This is a genomic window from Aeromonas aquatilis, assembly GCF_054052405.1.
Genome location: NZ_JBSTYP010000082.1, coordinates 1 through 16,468 on the forward strand (window position 1 = coordinate 1; position 16,468 = coordinate 16,468).

At 61.0% G+C, this 16,468-nt stretch carries 14 protein-coding genes; 10 read left to right on the forward strand and 4 right to left on the reverse strand.

Annotated elements, in window-relative coordinates; genetic code table 11:
• The 4 genes from ACW5W8_RS21715 to ACW5W8_RS21730 form a co-directional block, all read left to right on the forward strand.
• The coding region (locus tag ACW5W8_RS21715) for a hypothetical protein (protein WP_498630356.1) at positions 1-191 on the forward strand (191 nt) is incomplete at its 5' end.
• A 404-nt stretch (positions 192-595) separates the two neighbouring features.
• Positions 596-862 (forward strand): hypothetical protein, encoded by a 267-nt coding sequence (locus ACW5W8_RS21720; protein ID WP_498630358.1) that lies wholly within the window; start codon positions 596-598, stop codon positions 860-862.
• On the forward strand, positions 862-2,208 hold the full coding sequence (locus ACW5W8_RS21725; protein ID WP_498630360.1) for an APC family permease: 1,347 nt from the start codon (positions 862-864) through the stop codon (positions 2,206-2,208). Before ACW5W8_RS21720 ends, ACW5W8_RS21725 begins: the two co-directional genes overlap by 1 nt.
• A 285-nt stretch (positions 2,209-2,493) precedes the next feature.
• Positions 2,494-3,642 carry a Na/Pi symporter gene (locus ACW5W8_RS21730; RefSeq protein WP_498630362.1) on the forward strand — a complete coding sequence of 383 codons (1,149 nt, stop codon included), beginning with the start codon at positions 2,494-2,496 and terminating at the stop codon, positions 3,640-3,642.
• A gap of 407 nt (positions 3,643-4,049) precedes the next feature.
• Here the strand turns inward: ACW5W8_RS21730 and ACW5W8_RS21735 are convergent, their stop codons facing one another.
• Positions 4,050-4,433 carry a hypothetical protein gene (locus tag ACW5W8_RS21735; RefSeq protein WP_498630376.1) on the reverse strand — a complete coding sequence of 128 codons (384 nt, stop codon included), beginning with the start codon at positions 4,431-4,433 and terminating at the stop codon, positions 4,050-4,052.
• Between the two features lie 262 nt (positions 4,434-4,695).
• On the opposite strand from ACW5W8_RS21735, the gene ACW5W8_RS21740 reads away from it, so the two are divergent.
• Both ACW5W8_RS21740 and bamJ read left to right on the forward strand, forming a co-directional pair.
• On the forward strand, positions 4,696-5,844 hold the full coding sequence (locus ACW5W8_RS21740; protein ID WP_498630364.1) for a Na/Pi cotransporter family protein: 1,149 nt from the start codon (positions 4,696-4,698) through the stop codon (positions 5,842-5,844).
• Between the two features lie 174 nt (positions 5,845-6,018).
• Entirely contained in the window at positions 6,019-6,486 is a 468-nt protein-coding gene (bamJ, locus tag ACW5W8_RS21745; protein ID WP_498630366.1) for a BamJ family beta-barrel-assembly machinery protein, read from the forward strand.
• Between the two features lie 270 nt (positions 6,487-6,756).
• Here the strand turns inward: bamJ and rdgC are convergent, their stop codons facing one another.
• On the reverse strand, positions 6,757-7,668 hold the full coding sequence (gene rdgC / locus ACW5W8_RS21750) for a recombination-associated protein RdgC (protein WP_005338250.1): 912 nt from the start codon (positions 7,666-7,668) through the stop codon (positions 6,757-6,759).
• Positions 7,669-7,847: 179 nt separating this feature from the next.
• On the opposite strand from rdgC, the gene ACW5W8_RS21755 reads away from it, so the two are divergent.
• From ACW5W8_RS21755 to ACW5W8_RS21765, 3 genes are all read left to right on the forward strand, one after another.
• Positions 7,848-8,276: a GNAT family N-acetyltransferase gene (locus ACW5W8_RS21755; RefSeq protein WP_005338252.1), complete on the forward strand. Its 429-nt coding sequence runs from the start codon at positions 7,848-7,850 to the stop codon at positions 8,274-8,276.
• A gap of 103 nt (positions 8,277-8,379) precedes the next feature.
• On the forward strand, positions 8,380-9,606 hold the full coding sequence (locus tag ACW5W8_RS21760; RefSeq protein WP_498630368.1) for an exonuclease SbcCD subunit D C-terminal domain-containing protein: 1,227 nt from the start codon (positions 8,380-8,382) through the stop codon (positions 9,604-9,606).
• Positions 9,603-13,355, forward strand: coding sequence for an AAA family ATPase (locus tag ACW5W8_RS21765; RefSeq protein ID WP_498630370.1), 3,753 nt, complete (start codon positions 9,603-9,605; stop codon positions 13,353-13,355). Before ACW5W8_RS21760 ends, ACW5W8_RS21765 begins: the two co-directional genes overlap by 4 nt.
• Before the next feature lie 89 nt (positions 13,356-13,444).
• Here the strand turns inward: ACW5W8_RS21765 and ACW5W8_RS21770 are convergent, their stop codons facing one another.
• Positions 13,445-14,209 (reverse strand): DODA-type extradiol aromatic ring-opening family dioxygenase, encoded by a 765-nt coding sequence (locus ACW5W8_RS21770; RefSeq protein WP_498630372.1) that lies wholly within the window; start codon positions 14,207-14,209, stop codon positions 13,445-13,447.
• Between the two features lie 167 nt (positions 14,210-14,376).
• A complete protein-coding gene (locus ACW5W8_RS21775) occupies positions 14,377-14,619 on the reverse strand; it encodes a hypothetical protein (RefSeq protein WP_498630374.1) in 243 nt (80 codons plus the stop codon).
• A 308-nt stretch (positions 14,620-14,927) separates the two neighbouring features.
• On the opposite strand from ACW5W8_RS21775, the gene pykF reads away from it, so the two are divergent.
• Positions 14,928-16,340 (forward strand): pyruvate kinase PykF, encoded by a 1,413-nt coding sequence (gene pykF / locus ACW5W8_RS21780; RefSeq protein WP_031227651.1) that lies wholly within the window; start codon positions 14,928-14,930, stop codon positions 16,338-16,340.
• Positions 16,341-16,468 lie beyond the last annotated feature (128 nt).

Sequence of the window (16,468 nt, forward strand, 5' to 3'; positions counted from 1 at the left end):
GCGGCTTGTCAGTGAGTGAGTGGCCCCGTGGTGCCGAGTTAAAAAAGAACCCCCTCTTTGAAAAAGAGGGGGTTCTTCAGCAATCTGAAGGAGCCTGCGGGCTCCTTGTTGTTTTTGCGGTGCTCTGGTGGCCAGCAGCACGGGTTGCCAGAAATGCGGTTTCTGCCGGAAGTGTGACTGATTTCAAATAACTACCCAGCCGGACTGCTCGCCGTGCCATGGCCCGAGCCGCGCCGCCCCCTATTTCCAGTCATTAATGTGAATGGATATGCAATAGATATTTTTCCACTTCACCCCCTCCCATCCCCTACCAGCCGGTAAGATCGCTAGACTCGAGCCCGGGGGAACACCGGCAAGTATGATCAGGATCAATGTTGAGGCGCTATGCACCCTGCAGCCCCGATTTGCCGATTTTTCATACGCCATAACAGGGTTCTCTTCCCCCCCGAAAAAGGGGGAGCGGCTCGGGGACGGCTGCAGGGTGCGAGTGACCACTTACCTGCTCAGTGCGTATGCAAAAAAATGCGTTAATCCGCCCTTTTTTGCTTGTCAAGGGGGCTGACCGAATGCACAATACGCCGCCAATAAAGGACCGATGTTCACTGCGACATCGGTTTTTGTATTTTTGAAGAGCAGTACAAACCCACCACAAGAGGCCGGAACGTTTCCGGAAGTGATATTCGAGATTGCCAAACAATCTCCCGACGTTAAGAGGATAACAATGGGGCGTTTTAATGCTTTCCTGCCGGTACAGCCCGGTATGCGCCTCCCCGGCGCCCTTGATGTACAGGCTTGCGAATCCATCGTATCCCTGCGCTCGTTGCAAGCACGTGCTGCGGCACTGATTGAGGAGAAAGCGTAATGGCATCGCAAAACGCCAAGCTGCTCAAGACCCTTACCCTGACACAAGTGATTGTGATGGGTCTGGCCTATCTGACCCCCATGGCTGTCTTCGACACCTTCGCCATCGTCGGTGACATCACCGATGGCCGTGTCGCCACCGCCTATCTGCTGGCTCTGGGTGGCATCCTGCTCACCGCTCTCAGCTACGGACATCTGGTACGCAAGTTCCCCTCTGCGGGCTCTGCCTATACCTATGCCCAGAAGGTGTTCAACCCCTACGTCGGTTTCATGGTCGGCTGGTCATCCCTGCTCGACTACATGTTCATGCCGATGATCAATATCCTGCTGGCCAAGATCTACCTGACCGCCATGTTCCCGGGCGTCGAGCCCTGGGTGTTCATCTTCGGTCTGGTGACCGTGATGACCTTCCTGAACCTGCGTGGCATCAATCTGGTAGCCAACTTCAACGGTCTGATCGTGGTGATCCAGCTGGCCATCATCACCCTCTTTATCGGCCTGATGGCGTGGGGAATCTACCACGGCGAAGGGGCTGGCACCCTGATGAGCAGCCGTCCGTTCCACTTCGAGTCAGCACAGCTGGTACCGCTCTTCACCGGTGCGACCATCCTCTGCTTCTCGTTCCTGGGCTTTGACGGTCTGAGTTCCCTCTCCGAAGAGACTCCGAACGCTGGCAAGGTGATCCCCAAGGCGATCGTGCTGACGGCCCTTATCGGCGGCATCATCTTCGTGGTGGTCTCTTACTGCCTGCAGCTCTACTTCCCGAGCCTCGCCCGCTTCCAGCATCCGGATGCGGTACTGCCGGAGATCGCCCTCTACGTTGGCGGCACCTTCTTCCAATCCGTAGTTCTGGTCTGCACCACGGTCGCGGTACTGGCTTCCGGCATGGCGGCTCACGCCGGTGTCTCGCGCATCCTCTACGTGATGGGTCGTGACCGCATGATCCCGGAGCGGGTGTTTGGCTACATCCACCCGAAATACCGTACTCCGGCCATCAACGTGCTGATGGTAGGCGGCCTGGCCCTCTCCGCCGTGTCGTTTGATCTGGATACCGCGCTGGCGCTGGTCAACTTCGGCGCACTGGTGGCGTTCAGCTTCGTCAACCTGTCGGTGATCGGTCAGTTCTGGGTGCGCGAGAAGCGCAACAAGACCCTCAAGGATCACGTCATCTACCTGTTGATGCCGCTGCTCGGCGCCGCCACCATCGGTGCTCTGTGGATCAACCTGGAGCAGAGCTCGCTGGAACTGGGCCTGATCTGGGCTGGCCTCGGCGTGACCTATCTGTTCCTGCGTCTGGCGGTGTTCCGCATCCCGTTCCGTCAGTATGAAGAGGTGGATGCCCAGTAAGGGCTCCCCGAAAAACAAAGAGGGAGCCTTGATGGCTCCCTCTTTCACACCCCGCGCAAGCGCCCCTCAAACCGCCCCGACCTTCTGTTCACGCTCCCCGCGCCTCATGCGGCAATACCATCAACATCCGTGTCAAACAACCCTCCGGCCAGGACACATTGCGCATGTAAAAAAAATGCCACAAAAACATCATAAAGGTGTCTAGCTGTAACAAAAGTGTCATGAAGAATTGCTGTAATACGCGCGATCTCAGTCACCATGGCCAGCTAGCCAACCCGAGGCAATATGGAAAACATCCGCACTCACTCGTCCCCCTCCGTAGTGAGCCAACTCTTTAACTGGGCCGCAATTATCGGCCTGATCTACCTCATTCTGGTCGCCGTTGCCGCCGTGTCTCACGGCTTCAAAGATTTCTCCGGCGGTGCCGAGGGCGCAGCTGAGCTCTTTGCCTTTGCCAACAACCCCTTTATGGCGCTGCTGCTCGGGATCCTGACCACCGCACTGGTGCAATCCTCCAGCACGGTGACCTCGGTGATCGTCGGCCTGGTGGCGGGTGGCTTGCCCATGGCCATGGCGATCCCCATGATGCTGGGGGCCAACCTCGGCACCACCATTACCAACACCATTGTCTCGTTGGGGCACATCAGAAACCGTGACGAGTTTCGCCGCGCCTTCGCGGCGGCCACGGTGCATGACTTCTTCAATCTGATGGCGGTCGCTATCTTCATGCCTCTGGAGCTGATGTTCGGAGTCCTGTCACGCAGTGCATCCGCCCTGGCTGATCTGCTGGTCGGTGGCAACAACCTCTCCATGCAGGGGGTGGACTTTATGAAGCCCCTCACGGCACCGGCGCTCTCAGTGCTCGATACCATCACCAGCTTCTTGCCCGGCAAAGGACCCTACCTGGCCACCATTGCCATCGGCATTGCACTCATCCTCATCTGCGTCACCTGGCTGGGCAAGGTGCTCAAGTCCGTGCTGGTGGGACCAGCCAAAGAGATGTTGCACAAGGCCCTGGGTCGTGGCCCGCTGACCGGCATTGCCTCAGGCACCCTGGTGACCGTCATGGTGCAATCCTCCTCCACCACCACCAGCCTGCTCATTCCGCTGGCGGGCGGCGGGGTGTTCACTACCCGTCAGCTCTACCCCTTTACCCTGGGGGCCAATATTGGTACCACCATTACTGCCCTGCTGGCTGCCACCGCCATCAGCGGAGCAGGAGCCCAGTTGGCGCTTACCGTGGCACTGGTACACGTGCTGTTCAACGTATTCGGTGTGCTGACCATCTATGGTCTCCCCTTCCTGCGTGACCTGCCGGTCCGCGCCGCCGAGCAACTGGCCAGAGTGGGGAGCGAGAATAAACTGGTCGCCTTTGGTTATGTATTGGGACTCTTCTTCGTCCTGCCCGGCCTGATGATGGTCATCACCAAGTAGCCACCCACGCGGCCTGATGATCAGGCACGTTTTCAGACATCCCCAAGCATCGCTTGGGGATTTTTGTGCACGCCTCATCCCCTGGCCAGCACCATCCATCATCTTTCATCAAGGCGCTAACCGGGGCGAGGCAACGCGGGAGCATGCCAAACTGGCCACATGCCGTGAAAATCTTCAGGCATTGAGGGAGTGAACACGGCGGTGGGAGAAGACGTGGATTGACCAGCCCCTTGCAGGCCATCAACCGGCGCCCTCTATCAGGGCTCCGCAGAGCCTTGATGGCGCAATTCAACTGCCAGACCATGGCGACCCTGCTGTGACCAAACCCTTGCTGGTTCACAAACGGGATCGGAACCGGTGACAGCCTGGTTGCTTCCCCCGTGCATCTATGGCACAGGGCAAGCGGATCAACTCTTGTTGATCACGGCGGTCGCGGCGGCTTTTAGCGGGTCATTGGCCACCGCCTTGGCATCCTGGTGGGCTTTTTTCAGCTGATTCTCTGCCTTGTCTACCTTGTGCTGGGCCGCATTGACCTCATCACGGGTACCTTGCACGCTGTCGCTCGCCTTGTCGCGCAGATCAGCAGTACCCTGTTTCAGCTCATCCTTCGCCTTCTCTTTCTGCTGACGCATCAGCATCTCGCTATCACAACGTCCCTTCACCCCGAGGGTAGCGCCCATCGCCTCGTTTTTCAGTGCCTTGTCCAGATTGCACTCTGGCTGCAACAACGACTTGGCCTGCACGCCAACTGACAACACCCCAAAGGAAAACGCGAGAACCCATGTACGCATCATGCTTACTACTCCACAGTGAATAACAAACGCCGCAGCATAACGCCCAACGCCGTGATCACAAGCCTTAATCCCCCCATCGTCACGGCGCGGGCGAAAAGCCCGCTCTCTCCGTCACCCCCTGTCGAAGCGGCTGCCGCAGCTGGCCCAAGTCATAAAACCATCATAAAAGTGTCACTTTGTCATATTTCTGTCATTTACCACTGATTAAATGCGCGGGTCATCAACAACCCAAGACGGAACGACCGTCCCAAGAGGCTTTATGCAACACCATCACTCCTTGTCACAGCCGCCCGCGACCCGCGCCCTGTTCAACTGGATGAGTGTCATCGTACTGGTCTACCTGATCCTGGTCGCCGTGGGCGCCATCTCCCATGGCTTCAAAGATTTCTCTGGCGGCGCCGAGGGTGCAGCCCAGATCTTCGCGTTTGCCAACAATCCCTTTGTCGCCCTGCTGCTCGGTATTCTGGCCACCGCGCTGGTGCAATCCTCCAGCACCGTCACCTCGGTCATCGTCGGTCTGGTGGCTGGCGGCCTGCCCATCAGCATGGCCATCCCCATGGTGATGGGGGCCAATCTCGGCACCACCATCACCAACTCCATTGTCTCCATGGGTCACGTGCGGGATCGCGCCGAGTTCCGCCGCGCTTTCGCCGCCGCCACCGTGCACGACTTTTTCAACCTGCTGGCGGTGTTCATCTTCCTGCCGCTGGAGCTGATGTTCGGCCTGCTGCAACACAGCGCCGAGTGGCTGGCCAATCTGCTGGTGGGCTCCGCCAACATGTCGATGAAGGGCATGGACTTTATGAAGCCGCTGACCGCACCGGCCCAGCAGCTGATCGACAACGCCGTGGCCTTCCTGCCGGGCAAGGGCGCCGCCATTGCCACCATCATCATCGGTATCCTGCTGATCCTGGCCTGCGTCACCTGGCTCGGCAAAGTGCTGCAACAGGTGCTGGTTGGCCGAGCCAAAGAGCTGCTGCACAAGGCGCTGGGCCGTGGCCCGCTCACCGGCATCACCTCGGGCGCGCTGGTGACCATCATGGTGCAGTCCTCCTCCACCACCACCAGCCTGATGATCCCGCTGGCTGGCGGCGGCGTGTTCAGCACCCGTCAGCTCTACCCCTTCACCCTGGGGGCCAATATCGGTACCACCATTACCGCCCTGCTGGCTGCCACCGCCATCAGCGGAGCAGGTGCCCAGCTGGCCCTGACCATCGCACTGGTCCACGTGCTGTTCAACCTCTTTGCCGTGGTGTTCATCTATGGCATCCCATTCTTGCGTGACCTGCCGGTGCGCGCGGCCGAAGGGCTGGCTAAAGTGGGTAGCGAGAACAAGTTGCTGGCTCTGGGTTATGTGACGGGTCTCTTCTTTGCCCTGCCCGCCCTAATGATGGTGGCCGCCAAGTAAGCGCCGCCGCCATGACGAGGGGCGAGTCACCGACTCGCCCCTTTTTGCGTCCAGCTCGCCGGGCTTTGCCTGCCCGCTCACATCCTCCCTCCCTGTGGCTCGCCATCAGGGGCGGTGCGCGATAAGATGGCGCCCTCATTGTACGTTTTACATTTCATGGAACAGGAAAAACCGATGAAATTCATACTGATCGCGCTGCTCATCGCCGGTGTGGCCTACTACTTCTACTCCAGCAGCAACAAGAAGCTGGCGGCCGACAACGTGCGGATTGGCGCCGAGTTCCTCGCCAGCAACAAGGAGAAGCCGCTGGTGACCACCACCGCCTCCGGCCTGCAGTACGAAGTGCTGACCCCGGGTACCGGCACCGTTCACCCCACCGCCACCAGCAAGGTGAAGGTGCACTACGAGGGCAAGCTGCTGGACGGCACCGTCTTTGACAGCTCGGTCGCCCGTGGCGAGCCCATCGAATTTGGCCTCAATCAGGTGATCGCTGGCTGGACCGAAGGAGTACAGCTGATGGTGGAAGGTGAGAAGACCCGTTTCTACATCCCCGCCAACCTCGCCTACGGCGACCGCGCCGCTGGCAAAATCCCGCCGGGATCGGTGCTGATTTTTGATGTGGAGCTGCTGGGTATCAAGTAATTCTCAGTGGCAATATCCCACTGAGCGCCCATGCTGCTCTTTGATGTGGAGCTGTTGGGCATTCAGTAACAGCGCGTGGCTGATTTCAAAACAGCCTGACTAAACCTGAAAGGGCCGACAAATGACTTGTCGGCCCTCTCTTTTTGCAGCCCGCCTTGCCCTCATCCTGCTCTGCATAACGGCCCCTCGCCCACCTGTTGCCCACAAAAAAACCGCCCGAAGGCGGTTTTTTACGATGGGATGGCAGAGGCCAAACAGGCGCCAGTCCGGTTAGATGGACTGCTCTTCGCCACCCAGGGCGGCAAACAGCGCCGGGATAAACTGGGCCAGCTCGGAGGTCACCAGCGCGAAGTCGGCATCCAGACGGGCGGCCGGATCTTCGCTGGTCACGTCGTCGTTCTGCTCGCGCAGCTCTTCGCTGAACTTCAAGCGCTTGATGGAGAGATCATCCCCCAGCACGAAGCTGACGGTCTCGCCCCAGTTGAGGGCCAGCTTGGTCACCAGCTTGTCGTTGGCCAGATGGTTCTTGATTTCATCCGTCATCAGATCCTGCTGCTTGCAGCGGATGATGCCGCCGTGCTCCATGGCACTGCGCAGCTCGGCTTCGTCTTCCAGAGTGAAGGAGGCGGGCAGATTGCCTTCGTTCAGCCACTCGGTCATGGTGATCTCGGGTGGGTTCTTGAGGGCCACCGGCACCACAGGCAGGGAGCCGATGGATTTGCGCAGCAGCGCCAGCAGATCGTCTGCCTTCTTGGCAGAACCTGCATCCACTACCATCAAATTATCGGCCGGATTGATCCAGGCGAAGGTCTGGCTGGTACGACTAAAGGCACGGGGCAGCAGGGTGTGGAGGATCTCCTCTTTCAGCGCTTCCTTCTCTTTCTTCTTGAGGGCGCGTCCCTGTTCGAACTCGATCGCTTCTACCTTCTCGGCCAGCATCTCCTTGACCACGGTACCGGGCAGCATCTTCTCCTCTTTGCGGGCGCAGATGAGGATGTGACCGGAGGCAGAGTGGGTCAGGGTTGAGCCGAATTTGCCAAGGGGCTTGACCCACCCGAAACGGGAGATGTCCTGACTGCCGCAAGGGGTGAAGGCACAGGCTTCCAACTGGGTTTCCAGCTGATCCACGGTCAGGTCAAAGGGGCGGGTAAAGCGATAAATCTGCAGGTTTTTAAACCACATGGCGTCCTCGGTCTCTAGATTGTCCGGCGGGCATTGTACTAGAGAGGCGCTTTGTGATCAGCCAATCATTCTCGCTAAATAAAGGGCGATCGACCTCACAGGGTCTCATTTATATCACCTGAGCGATTGCCAAGTTCCCCTAGACTGCGAGTGTTCAAGTTGTTACCAAGGATGGATTTATGCTACGGCCCAGTCGCCCGGAAGACATGGAAGAGATCGTCGAAATCTGGTTGCTGGCCTCCCTGCAGGCCCACGATTTCGTCGATGCCTCCTGCTGGTGGCAGGCCCAGGAGGATCTGCGTACCCGCTATCTCGATCGCGCCGCCATCTGGGTGTTCGAGGAGCGCGGCGATCTGCTCGGCTTTATGGCGCTGGTGGACAACTATCTCGCCGCCCTGTTCGTGCGCCCCGATCGTCAGGGCCGCGGCGTCGGCCACGCCCTGCTGCAGGAGGCCAAGCGTCAGGGGGCGTCACTCCACGCCCGGGTCTTTGTCGAGAATGATCAGGCGGTGCGTTTCTATCGCCGCCACGGCTTCGTCATCGAAGCCGAGGAGTCCGATCCCCTCACCGGTCACCCCCAATACCGGATGTGCTGCGAACCAGCCTGAATCGATGCCAGCCCCCTGTTTTACTTGAAAAAAGCACGGGGCATCCTCATCTTGTCTTCATCGGGTGCCACAGGCACCGTCCCTGCAACCGGGCTGCTTTCCAATGAAAATCCTCCATACCGCCGACTGGCACCTTGGCCATCAACTCCATGGTCACGACCGCCGTTTTGAACACGATGCCTTCCTCAACTGGCTGAGCGACACCCTCAAGGCGCGCGAGATCGACGCCCTGCTGGTAGCGGGCGATCTGTTTGATACCGCCAATCCCCCCGCCAGCGCCTGGCAACAGCTCTACCGTTTTCTGGCGCGGCTGCGCGCCGAGATGCCCCGCCTCAACATGGTGCTGATCGGCGGCAACCACGACTCTCCCTCCAAGCTCGATGCCCCCCACGAGCTGCTGCGCGCCTTTGATCTGCATCTGGTGGGCAGCATCAGCCGCGACAGTGAAGGCAAGCTCGAGACCGACCGCCTGCTGGTACCGCTGCAAGACAAGGAGGGCAACATTGCCGCCTGGTGCGCAGCCGTGCCGTTCCTGCGCAGCAGTGAGCTGCGGGTGGAACAGCTGGCAGAAGGACAAGACAGGCTGATTGAAGGGGTTCGGCAGGTCTATGCCGAGGTGCTGGCCGAAGGACGGGCTCGCTGCGGGGAGGAGCTGCCGCTCATCGCCATGGGCCATGCCTATCTGGCGGCGGGCCAGCTCTCCGAGCTGTCGGAGCGGCGGGTGCTCGGCGGCAACCAGCACGCCTTGCCCGCCGAACTCTTTGCCGGTGCCGACTACACGGCGCTCGGCCACCTCCATCTGGCCCAGAGCCCGGCCGAGGGGGTGCACTACAGCGGCTCGCCGCTGCCGCTTTCGCTTGCCGAAGCGAACTACAACCATCAGGTGCTGGAAGTGACCTTTGCAGAGGGGAAACTGGCCGGGCTGGAGCGGATCCCGGTGCCCCGCGCAGTGGAGATGATCCGTCTGCCCCAGAGCCCTCTCGACGACGCATTGAAAGCCATCGAGGCACTGACGCTCCCCCCTTGTCCACAAGAAGCACAGCCTTTCCTCGAAGTGCGGCTGCTGCTGCCCAAGCCAGAGGCGCGCATTCGCGAGCGCATTCTCGCCGCCATCGCAGACAAACCGGTGCGTCTGGCCCGCATCAGCACCCAGTATCAGGGCTCGGGGGAAGGGCTGGCCGATGGTCGCGAGCTGCGCAGGCTCGATGAGCTCTCCCCCACCGAGGTGTTTCGCCTCTGCTATCAGCGCCAGTTTGAAGGGGAGCCCGAGGCTGGGCTGGTCGCCTCGTTTGAAGAGATCCTGGAGCAGGTGAAGGAGTCAAACCAATGAAAATCTTGTCTCTGTCTGGTGAGAATCTGGCCAGTCTGACCGGCCCCTTCACCATCGACTTTACCAGGGGGGCGCTCGGCGCCGCCGGTCTGTTTGCCATCACCGGCAATACCGGCGCGGGCAAGAGCACCCTGCTCGACGCCATTTGTCTGGCCTTATACGACGAGATGCCGCGTTTTATCGCCAATCGCAAGAATGTGGCCGAAGTGGGCCGCATGGATGATGAAGAGAAGCTCAAGGCCAACGACGTGCGCGGTATCCTCAGTCGCGGCCACGCCAGCGGCTTTGCCGAGGTGCAGTTTCGTGGCTGCGATGGTCGCATCTGGCTAGCCCGCTGGGCAGTGCGCCGGGCGCGAAACCGCTCGGAGGGGCGTTTTCAGGCGCAGGAGCGCACCCTGACCGATGTGGAGTCCGGGCAAGTTTTCTCCGGCAGCAAGCGGGAGCTGCAGGATCGCATCGACGAGTTGGTGGGTCTCTCTTGGGAGCAGTTCCGCCGCGCAGTGATCCTGCCGCAGGGGGAGTTTGCCGCCTTCCTCAAGTCGGACGCCAACGAGCGCTCCGCCCTGCTCGAACGGATGACCGGCACCGAGCTCTACTCCGCCATCTCCATCCAGACTTATGAACGGGCGCGGGAAGAGCAGCAGAAGCTGGCCACCATCGCCCAGCGCCTCGGCGACGTGGCGCTGATGGACGAGGCCACCCGCGAACAGTGGGTAAGCCAGCAGGTGAGCCTCTCCACCACCCTCAAACACGAGCAGCAACAGCAGCAGCTGATGCAGGACTTGCTCGACCTCAACAGCCGCATTGCAGCCCAGTTGCAGGGCTGCGCCGAGGGACAAGCGGCGCTCGATGCCGCCCTGCAGGCCCACGGCGCCGCGGCCACCGAGCGCGAGGAGTTTGCCCGTGCCGAACAGGCCCAGGTAGCCCGCGCCGATCACGACGAGCTGGCCCGCCTCACTCTGGAAGTGCAGCAGCAGGAGAAGGTGATCGCCGAGCTGGGCCCGGAGCTGGCCAAACTCGAGCAGCAGACCCAGCAGAGCGCGCTGACCGAGCAGCAGCTGCTGGCGGAGAAGATCGCCGCCGAGCGGGAATGGGGTGCCCTGCAACCCGAACTCAAGCGGGCGCAGGAGCTCGATACCCGCATCCGGGAAAAAGTGCAGCAGTTGCAGAAGATCCAGCAGGAGGGGGCACAGGAGCGAGAAGTGCAACTCACGCTGGAGCAGGGCTGGCGCGAGCAGAGCCGACAGGTGGAGCTGCTCAAGCACCAGCACCAGCAGTGGGGACTTTGGCTCGAAGAGCACAAGGAGCTGGCACCGGTTGCCCGCCAGTGGCAGCCCCTGCTCACCGCCATGCAGGATTGGGCCGAGGATGCCGACAAGCTGCAACAACTGCTTACCCTGCGGGATCACAAGCTGCGCGCCCTGCAGCAGCTGCAACGCCAGCTGGAACAGGGCCAGCAAGAGCGCGACTACTGGCAACATGAACAAGCTCGGCTGCAACAGCAACAGAACGAGCTGCAGGAGCAACAGTGGGAGAGCCGCCTCGCCAAGGCGCAGGAGCGGTGGCAGCAGCAAACCGAACAGCTGGGTCAGCTGCGCCAGTTGCTGGAGCTGGCCGATTACGGCCGCAACCACGGCGAGCAGCATAGCCGCCTGCAGCAGGAGCTTGCCCAGCTGGAGCAGGCGCTGGGCAAGCTCGCCACCCTTGGCGAAGAGCTGGCCCCCGCCCGCGAGCGGCTCGCCCTGCAGCGGGACGAGGCGCGCCACGCGCTGGAGCAGTCGCGCGCCATCGCCAGCTTCGAGCAGTATCGCCATATCCTGAGCGATGGCGAACCTTGCCCGCTGTGCGGTTCCGGGGAGCACCCCTACAGCCAGAGCCAACCACAAGTGGCGGGGATCCTGGGTCAGCTGGCGGAGCGGGTCAGAAGCCTCGAACTGGAGTGGGAACGGCTCAACCATCAATACATTCAGTGCGAGAGCGAGCGTCAGGAGCTGGCTCGCCAGCTGGCGGTGCGTCAGCAACATCTGCCGGAGCTGGAAACCCGCGCCGAGCAGCTGACCCAGCGCTGGCAACAGCTGGGGGGCGATACCCTGCTCGGCCATCCGCTGCCGCTGCGCCAAAGCCCCATTGAGTGGAGCGAGCTGATGAGCACCCTGCTTGGCCGTGGCCAGGCGCTGGAGCTGGGGTTGGCCCAGAGCCAGCAGCAGCTGCGCCAGGCCCAGCTTGGCCAACAACAGCTGCAAGGGGTGCGTCAACAACTGAGCCAACTGGCTGCCCAGCACCAGCAGTTTGACCAGCAGTGGCAAGAGGCCGATCGCCAGCGCATCGCGCTGGAGGGGGAAGTGAAAGGCATGGGTGAGCAGGAGGCGACCCTGCGCCAGCGCCTCGAACAGGGCGCCCACCGCCTCGATGAACAGATGGGCGGCCAACCCTGGCGCCAGTGGCTCGGCAGCCAGCAGTGGCACGAGTGGCAGCGGGCCTGCGAAGCCTGGCTGCACGGCCAAAGCGAGTGGGAGCGGCTGGCCAGCGAGATCGCCAGCCTCACCCCCGCCCTAAGCGCGCAGGAGGCACGCCTGCAGACCCAGCGCGAGCTGCTGCACAAACTGGAGCGGGACGACAAGGAGCACGAACAGCAGCGGCAGGGGCTGCTCACCAGCCGCGCTGCCTGTCTGGGGGGCGAGGAGATCCCGCTGGTCGAGAACCGCTGGCAGCAACGACTGCAGCAGCTCGCCAGCGAACTGGAGGCGATGCAAAGCGGCGCCCGTGCTCTGCGGGAGCGGCAGACCGAGCTCAAAACCCGCCTCACTCATGTGGAGCAGGAAATGCAGACCAGCAGTCGCCGCAAGCGGGAGGTGCTGGGGCACTGGTCTGCCCACGCCAGTACCCTCGGCATCGCCGAATACGACCTGCGCCGTCTGCTCGCCATCAGCCCCGATGAACTCAAGGCTCGCCGCACTGCCCTGCAAGGGCTGGAGGATGCGGTTGGCGAGGCGCGAACCCGCCTTGCCGAGCGGCAAAGGGCGCTGGCGCTGGAGGAGAGCAAGCGGGATCGCTATCGCGAACATCACCCCGAGCTGGCCGCCCTGCCGGATGCAGAGCTGAGCGAGCAGCTGACGGCGCTCGATGCCCGTTGTCGCGCCCTTGAAGAGCAACTGTTCGAGTGCAAGAGCACGCTGGCGCAAGCCGAAGCGGCCGCCCTCAAGGCGGGCAGCCTGCAACAGGAGCTGGCCGCCCAGCAGGTGGTGGCCGACCACTGGCAGCAGCTGTGCGATCTGATCGGGCAGGCCAACGGTGCCAAGTTCCGCACCTTCGCCCAGAGCCTCACCCTCGAGCGTCTGCTGCTGGAGGCCAACGCCCAGCTCGCCGAGCTATCACCGCGCTACCGGCTGGAGCGGGTACCCGGCACCGATCTGGCGCTGCAAGTGGTGGATCTCGACATGGGGGACGAGGTGCGTTCGGTGGACTCCCTCTCCGGTGGCGAGAGTTTTCTGGTGTCGCTGGCGCTGGCGCTGGCCCTCTCCAGCCTCTCGTCACGGCAGACCCAGGTCGAGTCGCTCTTTATCGACGAAGGGTTTGGCACCCTGGATCCGGACAGTCTGGATCTGGCGCTCGCCAGCCTCGACTCCCTGCAGGCCGCCGGTCGCCAGATCGGGGTCATCTCCCACGTCCAGACGCTGGTGGAGCGGATTGGCGTGCAGATCAGGGTCGAAGCCCTCGGCGGCGGCGAGAGCCGGGTAGTGGTTCCCTAAGAGCCTTCGGCTCAATCACCAGTACCATCGGCCCCCCACGCCGTAAATAGCAAGACCCCGCCAATTGGCGGGGTCTTGCTGAGAAGCTATCAACCGAAGCGGTAGGCACCCATATAGAGGCTGCCGCCATCCCAGCTCTCGTGCAGCCGGGTGGGTGCCACACCATCGGCCGCCCCCAACGCCACAAAGAGCGGGCGCATGTGGTCATCGTGGGGATGGGACTCCACCGCGCCGGGAGCCAGCCGACGATAGTCGAGCAGTGCCATCCTATCCTCCTCGGCCATCTTCTGCTCCAGCCAGTCGACAAACTGGCTGGCCCACTCCGGCACCGGCGAGCCTTCCGGTGCCAGCGCCCGCAGGTTGTGGGTGATGGCGCCGGAGGCGAGGATGCCAATCCCCTGACTACGCAGTGCCCCCAACACCTCTCCAAACTGCCACAACTGGGCCGGGGTGAAGCTGGCGGGAATGGAGATCTGCACCAGCGGGATCTCGCTGTTTGGGTCGATCAGGGAGAGCGGCGACCAGACCCCGTGATCCAGCTCGCGCCGCACCGGGGTGGTTGTCAGTCCGGCCAGTGCCAGCTGGTCGCTCACCCCCTGCAGCAACCACTCGGGGCTGCTGGCAGGCCAGCGCATCCGGTAGAGGGGCTCGGGGAAGCCGTAAAAGTCGTACATCAAGGCCGGTTTGGGCTCGACGTTGATCTGCAGCTCGCGGCTGAACCAGTGGGCGGAGATGACCACCAGCCCCTTGAGCTCACCCAGACGCAGGGTTCGCAGAAAGCGGGTGGCGGGTTGCTCACGCAGCACCAGATCCGGTGCGCCGTGAGAGATAAACCAGACGGGGGCGAGGGACATAAAGCAGACTCCAACAAAGTATCAAGGGGCGATACCGGAGGGGATATCGCTGTTGGAATCGATTATCCCCCTGCCATTAAAGGTGAACAATCCAGCAAGATAGATAAGCACTATCAACCAATGGTTGATAATTTCACGCCTTCACGACCGGTAAACGGCGATAGATATCAAGGCAGCGGCGCTTCCGGCTGCGGTCGGGCTGCACGAAGCGCCATCCGGGTCGCTGCACTGTGATCCTGCCACTCTCGCCACGCCAATCCCTCGGCGGCCGCCTCCCCTTTCACTGGATGGGAGAAGATCGCCAGCAGACTGGCATTATCAGGCCAGTAGCGGGCTGGCAGCGTCTGAACCAGCAGCAGGGCGGCGCCCAGCAAGAGCAGAGCACATCCGGTTTCATGGCTGTTTTTCATCCCGACCTCCTTCACCCGTGCGCCAATGAACTAACATTTTTGCGCAAGCCGGTGACAAGACGGTGACAGTGGGCGGGTGGTCATTTTACAACATCTGAACCTCAACTCGGCCAAACAACCGCAGATGGCAACATTTGTATCCCTTCAGCCCGAACCTGTGGCCGTATGCTCTAAAATGTGACTCACAGGAAAACGTTATCCCTGAAAAGAAAACGTTATCTGGTCAAAACGTTGTTTCTGGATCATAAAAAGATTCCAAAAACTGGTGTATATTGCTCGGCGGAAATTCCTTAACCATGAAGATTGACATGAAAAAGACCAAAATTGTCTGCACCATCGGTCCGAAGACCGAATCCAAAGAAATGCTGGCCAAAATGCTGGACGCCGGCATGAACGTCATGCGCCTGAACTTCTCCCACGGTGACTACGCCGAGCACGGCAGCCGCATCAGCAACCTGCGCGCTGTAATGGCCGAGACCGGCAAGCACGCAGCTATCCTGCTGGACACCAAGGGTCCGGAAATCCGTACTATGAAGCTGGAAGGCGGCAACGACGTCGCGCTGGTCGCTGGCCAGACTTTCACCTTCACCACCGACCAGACCGTGGTTGGCAACAAAGACAAAGTGGCTGTGACCTATGCAGGTTTCGCCAACGATCTGCGCGTCGGCAACCGCATTCTGGTTGATGACGGCCTGATCGGTCTGGACGTTATCGAAATCACCGAGCGCGAAGTTATCTGTAAAGTGCTGAACAACGGTGACCTGGGCGAGAACAAAGGCGTTAACCTGCCGGGCGTCTCCATCAAGCTGCCGGCCCTGGCCGAGAAAGACAAGCGCGACCTGATCTTCGGTTGCGAGCAAGGCGTTGATTTCGTTGCTGCTTCTTTCATCCGTAAGAAAGAAGACGTTCTGGAAATCCGTGAGCACCTGAAAGCCCACGGTGGCGAGAACATCCAGATCATCTCCAAGATCGAAAACCAGGAAGGTCTGGACAACTTCGACGAGATCCTGGCTGTTTCCGACGGCATCATGGTTGCTCGTGGCGACATGGGTGTAGAGATCCCGGTTGAAGAAGTTATCTTCGCCCAGAAGATGATCATCGCCAAGTGCAACAAAGCCCGCAAAGTGGTTATCACTGCCACCCAGATGCTGGACTCCATGATCAAGAACCCGCGTCCGACCCGCGCCGAAGCTGGTGACGTGGCCAACGCCATCCTGGACGGTACCGACGCAGTGATGCTGTCCGGTGAATCCGCCAAGGGTAAGTACCCGCTGGAAGCCGTGACCATCATGGCCACCATCTGCGAGCGTACCGATGCCGTGATGCCGTCCAACCTGTCTGCTGCCAACGACAGCAACAAGCTGCGCATCACCGAAGCCGTGTGTAAAGGCGCCGTAGAGACCTCCGAGAAGCTGGACGCCCCGCTGATCGTGGTTGCTACCGAAGGCGGCAAGTCTGCCAAGGCCATTCGCAAGTACTTCCCGAAAGCCTGGATCCTGGCTATCACCACCAACAAGAAGACTGCTGCCCAGCTGGTGCTGACCAAGGGTGTGGTTGCTCACGTGGTTGACAGCATCGCCTCTACCGACGATTTCTATCGCATCGGTAAAGAAGCCGCGCTGGAAATCGGCATGGGTCTGAAAGGTGACGTGGTTGTGATGGTCTCCGGTGCTCTGGTACCGAGCGGCACTACCAACACCGCATCTGTTCACGTTCTTTAATCGGAACTGAACAAGCTGAAAACGGCGCCTGCGGGTGCCGTTTTTTTTGGCTATGTCCCAATTACGTGTTGAAAGGCTAAGCTTGAAGTAGGCCATCACCTTGAGGTCTACCATCATGGATACCCCAG